The 12245-nt window shown below is 61.8% G+C and carries 12 protein-coding genes; 5 read left to right on the plus strand and 7 right to left on the minus strand.

The genetic code is table 11. The features are described 5' to 3' along the window. Positions 1 to 65 precede the first annotated feature (65 nt). Entirely contained in the window at positions 66 to 1388 is a 1323-nt protein-coding gene (locus tag HSW_RS11005; protein WP_044001965.1) for a sensor histidine kinase, read from the minus strand. Positions 1389 to 1469: 81 nt separating this feature from the next. Next, on the minus strand, positions 1470 to 2156 hold the full coding sequence (locus tag HSW_RS11010; protein ID WP_044001966.1) for a response regulator transcription factor: 687 nt from the start codon (positions 2154 to 2156) through the stop codon (positions 1470 to 1472). Between the two features lie 137 nt (positions 2157 to 2293). On the opposite strand from HSW_RS11010, the gene HSW_RS11015 reads away from it, so the two are divergent. Beyond that, positions 2294 to 3022 carry a TIGR04283 family arsenosugar biosynthesis glycosyltransferase gene (locus tag HSW_RS11015; protein WP_231501392.1) on the plus strand — a complete coding sequence of 243 codons (729 nt, stop codon included), beginning with the start codon at positions 2294 to 2296 and terminating at the stop codon, positions 3020 to 3022. Between the two features lie 22 nt (positions 3023 to 3044). On the opposite strand, the gene HSW_RS11020 is transcribed toward HSW_RS11015, so the two are convergent. The 3 genes from HSW_RS11020 to HSW_RS11030 form a co-directional block, all read right to left on the minus strand. Further along, entirely contained in the window at positions 3045 to 4604 is a 1560-nt protein-coding gene (locus HSW_RS11020; protein ID WP_044001967.1) for a glycine betaine ABC transporter substrate-binding protein, read from the minus strand. Then, positions 4601 to 5641, minus strand: coding sequence for an ABC transporter ATP-binding protein (locus HSW_RS11025; RefSeq protein WP_044001968.1), 1041 nt, complete (start codon positions 5639 to 5641; stop codon positions 4601 to 4603). Before HSW_RS11025 ends, HSW_RS11020 begins: the two co-directional genes overlap by 4 nt. A 90-nt stretch (positions 5642 to 5731) precedes the next feature. Further along, entirely contained in the window at positions 5732 to 7156 is a 1425-nt protein-coding gene (locus tag HSW_RS11030) for a T9SS type A sorting domain-containing protein (RefSeq protein ID WP_044001969.1), read from the minus strand. Between the two features lie 209 nt (positions 7157 to 7365). On the opposite strand from HSW_RS11030, the gene HSW_RS11035 reads away from it, so the two are divergent. The 4 genes from HSW_RS11035 (at position 7366) to HSW_RS11050 (ending at position 11177) form a co-directional block, all read left to right on the plus strand. Beyond that, a complete protein-coding gene (locus HSW_RS11035; protein ID WP_044001970.1) occupies positions 7366 to 8358 on the plus strand; it encodes a DUF1028 domain-containing protein in 993 nt (330 codons plus the stop codon). An 82-nt stretch (positions 8359 to 8440) separates the two neighbouring features. Further along, on the plus strand, positions 8441 to 9013 hold the full coding sequence (locus HSW_RS11040; RefSeq protein WP_052346354.1) for a SixA phosphatase family protein: 573 nt from the start codon (positions 8441 to 8443) through the stop codon (positions 9011 to 9013). Positions 9014 to 9101: 88 nt separating this feature from the next. Beyond that, entirely contained in the window at positions 9102 to 10496 is a 1395-nt protein-coding gene (locus HSW_RS11045; RefSeq protein ID WP_044001971.1) for a M28 family peptidase, read from the plus strand. A gap of 105 nt (positions 10497 to 10601) precedes the next feature. Continuing rightward, positions 10602 to 11177, plus strand: coding sequence for a 2'-5' RNA ligase family protein (locus tag HSW_RS11050; RefSeq protein ID WP_052346355.1), 576 nt, complete (start codon positions 10602 to 10604; stop codon positions 11175 to 11177). 30 nt (positions 11178 to 11207) lie between these two features. Here the strand turns inward: HSW_RS11050 and HSW_RS11055 are convergent, their stop codons facing one another. After that, positions 11208 to 11441, minus strand: a complete 234-nt coding sequence (locus tag HSW_RS11055; protein ID WP_044001972.1) for a hypothetical protein — start codon at positions 11439 to 11441, stop codon at positions 11208 to 11210. 514 nt (positions 11442 to 11955) lie between these two features. Then, positions 11956 to 12201 carry an OmpA family protein gene (locus tag HSW_RS25190; protein ID WP_081768371.1) on the minus strand — a complete coding sequence of 82 codons (246 nt, stop codon included), beginning with the start codon at positions 12199 to 12201 and terminating at the stop codon, positions 11956 to 11958. Positions 12202 to 12245: the final 44 nt, after the last annotated feature.

Raw genomic sequence — 12245 nt, forward strand, 5'->3', positions numbered from 1 at the left:
GGGTGGGAAGGAAGCCGGCGGTGGCCAAAGCTACTTTCGCCCGGATGAAGGCCGCGTGAATCAGCCTACGGGAACAGCAAGGAAAACGTCGTGCCCTTGCCTTCTTCTGACTCTACCGTAAGCGTGGCTTTGTGGAATTCGGCAATGGTTTTGGCGATGGGCAGCCCCAGCCCGTAACCCTCGGGTGCCGAAGCCCCGGCCTGAAAACGCCGGAACCGGTCGAACAAATGGGGTAGGTGCTGGGCCGCAATGCCCGGGCCGGTATCCGTAATGGAAAGGCGGTAACCGCTCGTCTCGGGTCGGCCCTGCACCGTGATACTGCCGCCCCAGCGGTTATACTTGATGGCGTTGCTGACCAGGTTGAACAACAGAGTAAACAGCAGCGTCCGGTTGGCTTCGGGCAATACGTAATCTGGCCGCAACTCTTCCAGCAGCCGGATTTCGCGTTGGGCCAGCCGGTCCTCCAACTCGTTGGTCACATCGGCCAGCACGGCGGCCAACGACACGGACTCGTCGCGCAGGTACTGTTCGTTTTCGATGTTGGCAATCAGCAGCAGGGTTTTTACCGTGTTGCGCAGGCGGTAAAGGGTCTTCTGCGAATCCACGATTTTGAGGGAATGCGCGTGGCCCAGCGTGGGGTCCTGCAGCATATTCTCAAACCTCGACTGCAGAATGCTCACCGGCGTCAGCAGCTCGTGCGATACGTTCGACATGAACTCCCGCTCCTTCTCGAAGGCCGTTTGTACCCGCCGCATGGTTTCGCTCAGGCTGTCATCGAGGCGGCGGAAGTCGGTGGTGGTGGTTTCCAGGGGCGCGTAGGAGAAGGCCGAGGGGTGATGCACGCCCTGCAATTTGCTGCTGATGAGCCGGCGCAACGGCCGCAGCAGGTAATGGGCAAAGGCGGCATCGGTGAAAATGGTGAGCAGCGCCCCAATCACCAGCACCCACAGGGCCATACGCCGTAGCGTGTCGGTCAGCAGTTCCACGGTGGCCAGGGACGAGCCGATTTCCAATCGGTAATTGCGGCCCCCGCTGGTGAACTGCTGGCTCAGAATCCGAAAATCCTCCACCTGGTTATCCACCTGCCGGGGCTCGTCGAAGATGCGGGGCGGGTGGGGGCGGTGCCCGCCTTCGGGCGGCAGCGGCGTGAGCGTAATGTATTCCTGCTTGAGAATGTTATAATCGGCGTAGGCCTCGCCTTGTACGAAGGTGGAAATGCCGTCTCGCTCAATAAGCTGCAGCACTTCCGTGCGCTTCTCGTGCAGGCGTTGATCGGTGTGCGACACGGCCACCCGGCTCACGATGGGCGGAATCACTACCGCCCCCAGCAACACCAGCAGCAGCTTCGACAACGCATTGAACAGGGCGAGCTTCGCTTCGAGACGCATGTGGTTGAGTTATGAATCAGGAATTGCCTCTCTTCTATTAAGGTGCCGGGAGGTCGGGACTAAGTGAAGTATCAGCAATTTTTAATTGTCACCAGCCATGCGGTAGCCTATTCCCCGCACGGTTTCGAGGAAGTCGGCGGGGGCGAACTGGCCGAGCTTTTTGCGCAGGTTCTTGATGTGCACGTCGATGTAGTTGGAGTCGGAATCGTCTTCCAGCACGTTGCCCCACAGGTGCTCACCGAGCTGCAAGCGGGTGAGCACGCGGGTTTTGTGCAGCAGCAGGTAGTGCAGTAAGTCGAATTCTTTTTTGGTGAGGACCACGTCCTGGTCGTGGTAGCGCAGGGTGCGGCCGGTGGCATCCAGCAGGAACCCGTTGCCGAAGGTGAGTTCCTGGCGCTTGAGCCCGAATTTGCGGCGCGTGATGGCCTGCATCCGGCTTTGCAGCTCCAGCAGGGAGAAAGGCTTAGGCAGGTAGTCATCGGCCCCCAGGTCCAGCCCTTTCACCCGGTCATCAATGGTGCCGCGCGCCGTCAGGATGATGAAGGAAGCCTCTTGCCGGTCATTGCGCCGGGCCTCCCGCAGTAGATCCAGGCCGTCGCCGCCGGGCAGACCCAAGTCCAGCAGCACGAAATCGTAGCTGTTGACGAAGATTTTCTCCGACGCCTCGGCGTAGGTGTACGCCGAATCGACGAGATACTGAGACTGAACCAGGAACTGCTGCACCTCGTGGTGCAGACTTTTTTCGTCTTCGATGATGAGAACGTGCATGGGGCGGGCGTAAAGTATGGTGCAACATACGCAGCACCGTGGTGAAGGACAGATGAAGCCGGCCTCGGCTGCCAGGAAACCAGCCGGGCGGCGGTGCATCCGCAGAAGGGCTTTACCTTGCGCTACTACTTGATTTCTTGGCCGCCTTTTACACCGTGTTACCCGTTCCCGCCGCGCCGGTTTTAGTCAGCATCATTATCCCGACCTACAACGAAGCGGCCGGGCTGCCGGCTTTGCTGCAGTATCTGCGGGTCGAGGTCAATACTGACGTGGAAGTGCTGGTGGCTGACGGTGGCAGCTCCGATGCTACTGCCGCCGTGGCTCGCAGCTATGGGGCGCGGCTGGTAAGGTGTCCGCAGCGCGGCCGGGCCGTCCAGCTTAATTGCGGGGCCGCAGCGGCTACCGGGGTCATCCTCTACTTTCTGCACGCCGACACGTACCCACCGGCCGGTTTTGTGGCGGCCATCCGGGCGGCGGTGGCGGCTGGGGCAGGCAGCGGCTGTTTCCGGTTGCGGTTCGACCACCCGCACTGGCTTCTGCGACTGAGCGGGTGGTGTACCCGTTTTGATGTGGATATTATCCGGTTCGGTGACCAGAGCCTGTTTGTGCGGCGGGAAGTGTTCGGGCAGGCGGGTGGCTTCCGGCCCGAGCTGCTGCTGCTGGAAGACCAGGAAATTGTGAGCCGGCTGCGGCGGTACGGCCCGTTCTGGGTGCTGCCGGCCAGCGTGACCACCTCGGCCCGAAAGTACCTGGAAAACGGCGTAGTGCGGCTGCAGGCCAGCTTCATGCTGCTCACGCTACTCTATCGGCTGGGCGTGTCCCAGGCGCGGCTGGTGCAACTCTACCGCCGGCTGGTTGTGGGCTGAACGGCGTAACTTTCCGGGCCGGCTACCGCAGAAAAGCACTCAGTTCCGATACCGTGGCAATGCCCAGCTGCCGGGCCTGGCGGCGGCGCATTAGCAAAGCGTAGGTGTTGTTGAAGCCGATGGGGGCCAGCCACTCCAACTGGTAGCGGCGACGGTACTCGCGGCGCACGTAGCCCAGCACTGCCGCCGGGTCGGGGCCCAGGGAGTCGAGGGTGGCGGCAGAAGGCTGCAGCACCACCAGCAGCCCGGTACCGGTGTACTCCGGGTACATATCAATGGCCCCGGTGCGCAACGCTTCGGCGCAGATGGTGGTGCCGCCCAGGCCGGTTTTGGCCTCCACGCCCAGGTTGGTGTAGCCCCGGATTAGCGCCGCGTAGAGCTCCACTAGAATGTACTGCTCCCCGAAAATCTTAGAGCCCAGCCGGATAACCGGGCCCTGCACCGGCCGGGCCGCCTGCCACAGCCCGCGCCGCTGCAAAAAGCTCTCGGCCACGGCCTGGGGCGTTTCGTGGCGGTAATCGACCCGGTAGTTCAGTTCCGTCATCATCGAATCGGAAAGCTGCCCGGCGAGGCGGCCTAGTGCTGCCGCCAGTTCCGGATGCTGCCGCAGCACCTGCTGCCGCACCACGGGCACGGCCTGGTAGGGCGGAAACGCGTGCCGGTCGTCGCGCAGCACCTGCAGGTCGTACGCCCGGATGCGGCCGTCAGTTGAGTACCCGTCGATCAGGTCCACGTCGCCGTGGCGGGCGGCCTCGTACACCAAAGCGGGGGCCAGCACCACCGAGGCCGGTCGCAGTCCGTAGAGGCGTTGCAGGCCCGGCAACCCATCGGAGCGGCCCACAAACTCAGGACTAAAGCCGGCCAGCAGCTTACTGGCCGCCCGGGGCAGCAGGTACAGGCCCGCCAGCAGGGGCAGGGCTACCAGCAACGTCCGCCCGGTCCACACCAGGCGGCGGCCGGTGAGGTGCTGCACGCCGGCCAGGGCCGCATCAAATACCAGCGCCAGCAGCGCCGCCGGAATGGCCCCGGCCAGAATCATGGCCGGATTATTCAGGGCAATACCGCCGAAGATGAACTCGCCCAGCCCGCCCGCCGCAATGTAGGCCGCCAGCGTGGCCACCCCCACATTGATAACGGCCGCCGTCCGGATGCCGGCCAGCAGCACCGGCAGGGCCAGCGGCAGCTCCACCCGGCGCAGTACCTGCCCGTCGGTGAGGCCCAGGCCCCGGGCCGCGTCCACCACGGCCGCATCTACCCCCCGAATGCCGGTGAGGGTGTTGCGCACGATGGGCAGCAGGGAGTACAGGAACAAGGCCAGAATAGCCGGCCCCGGCCCGATGCCCAAAGCCGGAATCAGGAAGCCGAGCAGGGCAATGCTGGGAATGGTTTGCAGCACGCCGGCCGCGCCCAGCACCCATGGGGCCAGCCGGGGGCGGCGCGTGAGCAGTAACCCCAGCGGCACGCCCACCAGCACCCCCAGTACCAACGAAGCCGCCGTCAGGCCGATGTGCTGCACCGTCTGCTGGCCCAGCTTATCGGCCTGGGCCTGCCAGAAGGTGAGCAGTTCCGTGAGCGTGTTCATACGGTTGAAAGCTGTTGCACCGCCCGGCCGAAAGCCGTCATGAGCGAAGCGTAGGTGAGGGGCCGTGGGGCCAGGTCGGGGCGGTTTCCCGGGGCACTTACCCACACCATCGGCTCCGGAGCCGGCGGGCCGTGCGTGGCCGATGGCTGACTAAGTAGCTCTAGCGCTGCTTGAATGGTTGCGCTAGGTGGTAGTGTATTTGTATCTGATTGGTAATGGTTTATGCTGTTTGATTGCGAGGATGAGAGTTCATCTGTCAATACGTCAGCCAGCCGCAGTGTCCGGAGTTGCAGGCCCAGTCGCTCGGCCTCGAAGAACTGGCGCACGAAGTCGTTGGCGGGCCGAAACAGCAGCTCGTGGGGCGTGCCCAGCTGTTGGGTCTGGCCGGCATTAAGTAGCAGAATCCGGTCAGCCAGCTCGAAGGCTTCCGTTACGTCGTGGGTCACGAGTACCACGGTTTTGCGGCGCAGCTCCGGCAGTTCCCGAAACTCGCGGCGGATGCTGGCGCGCGTGATGGGGTCCAGCGCCCCGAAGGGTTCATCGAGCAGAATAATGGGCGGGTCGGCGGCCAGGGCGCGGGCCAGCCCCACGCGCTGTTGCTGTCCCCCGGAAAGCTGATGCGGGTACTGCCGGCCGTAGCGCTCCGGCGGCAGGTGCAGGCGCCGGAGCAGCTCCTCGGTGCGGGCCGCCACCTGCGCGGCGGGGTGACCCAGCAGCTGCGGCACCACCGCCACGTTTTCGGCCACCGTATAATGCGGGAGGAGCCCCACCTGCTGAATCACGTAGCCGATTCCCCGGCGTAGCTGCTCGGGCTGCTGCTGGCGCACGTCCTGCCCATTGATGGTCACGGTTCCGGCGTCAGGCTCGATAAGGCGGTTGAGCATGCGCAGCAACGTGGTTTTGCCGCAGCCGCTGGGGCCCAGCAGCACCAGCGTCTCGCCGGCTTGCAGGGTGAAGGATACGTCCTGCACCACGGCCTGGGCACCGTAGTACCGGGTGAGATGGTGGGCTTCAATAACGGGGGCGTCCTGGGGCATAGGGCAAGCAAGGTAAACGCAAATCAACAAAAAAGGCCCTCCCAGCCGGGGAGGACCTTTTTGGTAATACCCAATATAGGGGCCGGGAGCTTATCTCTTCTCTACTTTCAGTACCGTTACCTTGCCATCCAGGATTACTCGGGCCAGGTACAGGCCGGCCGGCAGCGCGGGCAGGCCCGGCAACTCCAACACCGCCGCCTGGCTGAGGCGGCCGCTGAAATCATGTGTATACACGGTGCGGCCAGCTAGTGTGGTGAGGGTAACGGTGGCCGAGACGGGCACCGCGCCGGGACTGCTCACGAACAACTCCAGCTTGTCGTGGAAGGGGTTGGGCGCGGCCGTGACGGTAGGAGCCCCGGCGGTGCGTTTGGCTGTCAGCGTCACCACGGAGGAGTAGGCGCTGGTGCCGTCTCGGTCCAGCTGCCGCAGGCGGTAGTAGCGCGGGCCGGCCTGAGTGGTGGCATGGCGGTAGGTGTAGCGGCGCGCCTGGGTGGAGTTGCCGGCGGCGGCTACCCGACCCACCGGCCGGAACGTACGACCATCGGCACTGGCTTCCACCTCAAACGCCTCCGAATTCACTTCCTGGGCCGTGTTCCAGGTAAGCTCCGAGTATGTGGCTGTGGCTTGACCCCCGAAGGAGGTCAGCTGCACGGGCAGCGGCGGGTTGGAGAAGGTAGCTGTCTGGGCGTTGTAGGCCACAAAAGCCAGGTCACTATTGCCGCTCAGCAGCACCCGAAACTTACGGATACTGGTTACGTTGACGCTGGTGATACCAAAGGCACTCAAATCGGCGGCCCAGAGACGCAGGTCCCGGTCTGTCTGCCGGAAGCCGGTGGTCAGGGACATGGGTCGCTGGGAGGCTTCGTAGAAGTCAGCCGTCCAGTTTCCTACCGGGTCAATGCTGGTGAAGGTCACCGTCACGGTGTTGCCGATAACCTGGTTGTTGGCATCCAGAAACTGATACTGGTCCTGGGAGCCGGCCGGATCGGCAATCTGCGTTACCAGAATATCCGGTGTGCCATCACCCAACGAGGTGGCGACAACCTCAGAAATGGAGAAGTCGAGGGTACCGCTAGGCACGTTGGCCGCGCCCGTACCCAGGTTGAGGCCATTGCGGCCGTCGCGCAAATAGAACGGAATATCGTTGGCCGGGGCCGGGGAGCTGGCCCCATTGGCCACGTTATCATACAGCTCGCCCAGACCAACTTTGGTGTTGCCACCAACAGTGCCGCTGAGGGCCAGTACGGGCAGTGCCTTGAACTGGGCGGGCGTGAACGTCAGCTTATTCGTGCCCAGCAGCGCGTCATCCACCCCGGTGGAATACCGCACGTTGTTCAGCGAGAAGGCCAGTAAATCGTGCGAATTATTGGGTTTGACTGGGTTTTTGGCGGTGGCCGAGCTTTGCCAGAAACCGCCGAAACTGGTGACAGCTTCCGTTACGTTATTGACGGCCTGCGCCGCTGCCAGTTGGCTCAGGCCCAGGCTGGCCGCAACAAGGAGAATACGTGGTGACATAATAGGAAATGATAAGGTACAGTTCAGGCAGGTGTGCAGGACAGATCTGAGTTCCCACTTTGCAAAACTACAGTTCAAAATCGGAATGGTAATCCGGCTGGTTTAAATTGAATTAAAAATATAGATATAAGCTGAACCGTAGCCGCTCGCCGTTTCGCTGCCTCGCTCAGCAGTTGCACCAGCCCTACAATCCTGTTTAGCTTGCCTGCATGAAACAACTGTTACTGGCTTTGGCTTTGCTGAGCGGCCTCACCCGCCCGGTGCGCGCCCAAGTGTACTCCGCTACCGATCCGCTAGCGCATACCTACAGCATTGTGGCCCGCGACCCGCAAACCGGCGACTTGGCCGTGGCCGTGCAGAGTCACTGGTTTTCGGTGGGTACCAGTGTGAGCTGGGCCGAAGCCGGGGTGGGGGCCATTGCCACTCAGTCATTCACCAACAAATCCTTCGGGCCCCGGGGGCTAGCCCTGCTGCGCAGCGGCCAGTCGGCCCAGCAGACCCTGGCCGAGCTGCTGCGCACCGACGAGGGGCGCGATGTGCGCCAAGTAGCCGTGGTGGACCGCAACGGCCAGGTGGCCGTGCATACCGGGATCAAGTGCATTGATTTTGCCGGCCACCGAACCGGGCCGCAGTTCTCGGTGCAGGCCAACATGATGCTCACCGACCAGGTGCCCGCCGCCATGGCCCAGGCCTACGAGGCCGCCGCCGCTCTGCCGCTGCCCGAGCGGGTGCTGGCGGCCCTGGAAGCAGCCCAGGCCGCCGGCGGCGACATTCGCGGGCGGCAGTCGGCGGCGCTGCTGGTGGTGCGGGCCCAGGCCACGGCCGAGCCCTGGACCGACCGGCTGGTGGATTTGCGGGTGGAAGATGCGGCCGAGCCCCTCCAGGAGCTGGGCCGGCTGTTGCGCCTGCATCGGGCCTACGAGCACATGAACGCCGGCGACCTGGCCGTGGAGCGCAACGACGTGCCCGGGGCCATCCAGGAATACGAAGCCGCTGAGAAACTCTTCCCGCGTAACCTTGAAATGCAGTACTGGCACGCCATCAGTCTGGCCAACAAGCAGCGCTTGCTGGAGGCCCTGAAGCTGCTGCGCCCGGTGTTCCGGCAGGAGCCTAACTGGCGCACGCTCACCGGCCGCCTGCCCAAGGTGGGCCTGCTAACGGTATCGGCCGCCGAGCTGCATCAGATTTTGACTTTGCGGTAAGTGCCTGCTTGCGTGAGGCAGTGAGTCTTCTGGAACGGTTCTGCTTCACGCCCGATTTTTTCATCTGTAATTCTGCCTGCGTATGCGTTTCTCTTCCCGTTTTTCGTCCCGGGTGTGGTTGCTGGGGCTGCTGGTACTGCTGCTGGGCAGCAACTGTGGCCGCCAGGTGTGGCAAAACCACTACGCCAAAGAGTTTGATACCCACGTGTACATCGTGCGCCACGGCGAGAAGGAGCTGACGCCCGGCCTGGCCGACCCACCGCTGACTGCTGCCGGGCAACAGCGTGCCCTGGCCCTACGCGACTCGCTGCAAGGTAACGTGATGGTGGCGGGCGTGTTCAGCACTGCTACCGCCCGCACCAAAGGCACCGCCCAGCCTCTGGCTGATAAGCTCCGACTACCCGTGCAACCCTATGACGCCCGGCAGCTGGCCGCCTTGGTTACCCGCATCCGCCGCGAGTTCCGGGGCCGCAGCGTACTGGTGGTAGGACACTCCAATACCATCCTCGAAACGGTGGAAGCCTTCGGGGCCGTCCGGCCCGTGCCCACTATCGGCGATAATGAGTACGATTATCTGCTGGAAGTGCGCATTCCCCGCGACTCCACCCAACAGCCCACTGCCACTGCCCGTCGCTACGGGGCCGTCAGCCACTAAGTATAAGCCACTAGGCACAGGCAACCCTGCGGTTGGTTTCGGTTCTATTGGGCACATTTACGCAAATTCCTGTTTCTCTCCTTTCCTGATGCGTACACCTTTCTTCCGCCGGACCCTGGGATTGGCCGCTGTGCTGCTAACCACCGCGCCGCTGGCCGCCACCGCTCAAACTACCACTACCGACTCGGTGGCCATCCGCAAAATCTACGATGAGGCTTTGGCCCATGGGCAGAGCTACGAAAACCTGCGCTACCTCACCGGCCAGATTGGCGGCCGGCTCAGCGGCTCACCCCAGGCCGAGCAGGCTGTGCAGTGGGGCAAGGTGACGATGGAAAAAATGGGCCTCGACCGGGTATATCTGCAGGAGGTGATGGTGCCGCACTGGGAGCGGGGCGCGAAGGAAAAAGCCCAGGTGAAAGGCTCCAAAGGCAAGGGCCTACTGCTGAATGTGTGCGCCTTGGGCGGCTCGGTAGGTACCAACGGCAAGCTGAAAGCCCAGGTAATTGAGGTGCAAAGCCTGAAAGAACTGGCCGCTTTGCCCGCCGACAAGGTGAAGGGCAAATTCGTGTTCTTCAACCGTCCTATGAACCCGCTGTACGTAGAAACCGGCCGGGCCTACGGCGAAGCCGGCGACCAGCGCCGCAGCGGTGCCGCCGAGGCCGCCAAGCGTGGTGCCATCGGGGCACTAGTGCGTAGCCTGTCACTGGCCCACGACGATTTCCCGCATACCGGCATGATGCGCTACGACGAGAACGGGAGCAAAGTGCCCGCCGCCGCCCTTAGCACCAACGGGGCCGATGAGCTTAGCCAGCTACTGAAAGCTGACCCCGACCTGACCGTGGAGCTGGAAATGAGTTGCCGCCAGCTACCCGAAACTAAGAGTTACAACGTCATTGGCGAAATCAAGGGCTCCAAATACCCGGCGGAAATCATTAGCATTGGCGGCCACCTCGATTCCTGGGACCTGGGCCAGGGTGCCCACGACGATGGTACCGGCTGCACCCAGAGTATGGAGGTGCTGCGCCTGCTGAAGGCCACCGGCCTGCGGCCCGAGCGCACCGTGCGGGCCGTGCTGTTCATGAACGAGGAAAACGGCGTACGCGGCGGCAACAAGTACGCTGAGCAGGCCAAGTCCCTCGGTGAACAGCACTTGGCCGCCATGGAGTCGGACGGAGGCGGCTTTACGCCCCGGGGCTTCAATATTGAGGCCGACCCCGCTACCGTGCGCAAAATCCAGACCTGGCAGCCGCTGCTACGCCCCTACGGCAGCGCCGAGTTTCAGCCCGGTCACTCCGGCACCGACATAGAGCCCCTGAAAAGCCAGGTCAAAGCCCTTATCGGTTTCGACTGCGACTCGCAGCGCTACTTCGACATCCACCACACCGCCGCTGACACGTTCGATAAAGTCAACCGCCGCGAACTGGAACTGGGCGGCGCCAGCATGGCCGCTTTGGTGTACCTTATCAGCAAATACGGCCTGTAAACGGCCGCTTTTCATGGTCTTTGCCCCGTACCAGCCGCTGCCATTCGCGTAGTGTGTCGGTACGGGGCTTTGTGTGCAAAAGCTTCGCATTAAACCGTTTTGCCAATGTACCAATATCTGCTGGCCCTGCTGCTGCCCGAGCCCTTGCACAGTGAGGTGTGGAGTCTCAAGCAGGAAGTGCACCAGCGCACAGGGAGTCGCAACGCGGTGCGCCTGCCGCCGCACATTACCCTGATGCCGCCCCTGCGCCAACCTACAAATTTTGCCACGGAAGCTCTGCCAGTGCTAACCCGGTTTGCTACGCAGCACGCTGCCTGTCCGCTTCAACTGGACGATTTTGCCTGGTTTCAGGACCGGACCCTGTACGTGCGGGTAACGCAGGATAACGGGCTGCAACAACTGCACGCGGCCCTCTATGCTCAGCTACGGCAGCAACTGCCGGCCGTGCCGCCGCCCACGCGCCCGTTCGTGCCCCATGTCACGCTGGCCACCCGTGACCTGCCGCCGGAGCTGGTTCCTGGTCTGCAGCAGGAATTTGCGTACCGCACGTACCAGACGGCCGGCTGGCTGCGGGAACTGGCCTTCTTCCACCACGATGGGCAGCAGTGGCAGGAAATGGAGCGGTTCCTCCTGCAGTTGCCACCAAACGCAGAAAACCCCGGCTACCCTGTAAAAAGGTAGTCGGGGTTTTTGCTGAATAGCAAAGCCGGATTACTCGGCGCTGGCGTTCTTTTTAGGGCGGCCGGGGCGTTTACCGGTGGTGCTTACTGCGCGGGGCTTACGCTCTTTCTTCTCCACTTTGTACTCAGGATCGAGCATGGTATTCAGCTCGCTCATCAGCTCATTTACCTTCGCTACGTGCTTCCGGATTTGCGTCAGTACGGCGTCATTGTCTTCGGCGTTAGCCAGAATTTGTTGCAATTTGTTCAGGTCAGCAGTTGCCATGGGACTGAAAATAATATTTGAAGAGAAAATCGGGAGTCAAAGGTGAAGGTTTTTTTCGGAGTTGACAAATAGCACACTTAAAACGATTTAACGCCTGCTTGAAAAAAACAATTGGTACGCTATAATGACCGTCAAGATATTTAAAAAATGAAGCTAGCCTTCGGTGAAATAGCGACGCATCTGAATTCAGCACTCCATACGATGGTAAGCCAACTAGGTTTCTTCTGACGCCGTGTAATCTGCCCGGGTGAAAGCATAAGCAGGCTGCCGCTACGCTTATCTGCCCGTTAATATTCTGCGTCAATGGGCCGGAGAAATTAATTTTACGATATAAAAACAACCTCTTCAGGTGCTCGGAAAAGGCTGTATTTATTCGGCGACAGGCAGTCGTTAATTCTGCTTCAGAATTTGAAATAGCTCGTCAAGCTTCGGGGGTAGAATAATCTTGGTGCGGCGGCTGAAGGCCTTGGTGGCGGGGGGATTGTTGTGGGATACGGGGGGCTTATTGCGCACACTATGAATGTGTTACCTGCGTTGTCGGTAACCCGGACTGTGGGAGAAGCCGGTTGATTTCCGTGGCTCGCAATACGTTCAAATCCCACTTGTCGCGTATGCCGGCCGTTCCTTTAGCAATAGGTACATTGTTGGTGTAGCCTTCTGCCAGCATGTTCACATCCCGGTTTTCCTTCAGGGCTGTGGCCAGTTTGCGCAGGGCTTCCTGGCCTTTCGGATCTACTTTGGTAGAGTCCGATTTGAACAGGAGTTACTCGGCAAGCGATACATATACTTTACCGTTACGCACAT

It is taken from the genome of Hymenobacter swuensis DY53, assembly GCF_000576555.1.
GTDB lineage: Bacteria > Bacteroidota > Bacteroidia > Cytophagales > Hymenobacteraceae > Hymenobacter > Hymenobacter swuensis.

Coding starts and splice junctions, on each gene's coding strand:
- HSW_RS11005 (WP_044001965.1), bottom strand. CDS start 1,388: ATGCGTCTCGAAGCGAAGCTCGCCCTGTTCAATGCGTTGTCGAAGCTG.
- HSW_RS11010 (WP_044001966.1), bottom strand. CDS start 2,156: ATGCACGTTCTCATCATCGAAGACGAAAAAAGTCTGCACCACGAGGTG.
- HSW_RS11020 (WP_044001967.1), bottom strand. CDS start 4,604: ATGAACACGCTCACGGAACTGCTCACCTTCTGGCAGGCCCAGGCCGAT.
- HSW_RS11025 (WP_044001968.1), bottom strand. CDS start 5,641: ATGCCCCAGGACGCCCCCGTTATTGAAGCCCACCATCTCACCCGGTAC.
- HSW_RS11030 (WP_044001969.1), bottom strand. CDS start 7,156: ATGTCACCACGTATTCTCCTTGTTGCGGCCAGCCTGGGCCTGAGCCAA.
- HSW_RS11035 (WP_044001970.1), top strand. CDS start 7,366: ATGAAACAACTGTTACTGGCTTTGGCTTTGCTGAGCGGCCTCACCCGC.
- HSW_RS11040 (WP_052346354.1), top strand. CDS start 8,441: ATGCGTTTCTCTTCCCGTTTTTCGTCCCGGGTGTGGTTGCTGGGGCTG.
- HSW_RS11045 (WP_044001971.1), top strand. CDS start 9,102: ATGCGTACACCTTTCTTCCGCCGGACCCTGGGATTGGCCGCTGTGCTG.
- HSW_RS11050 (WP_052346355.1), top strand. CDS start 10,602: ATGTACCAATATCTGCTGGCCCTGCTGCTGCCCGAGCCCTTGCACAGT.
- HSW_RS11055 (WP_044001972.1), bottom strand. CDS start 11,441: ATGGCAACTGCTGACCTGAACAAATTGCAACAAATTCTGGCTAACGCC.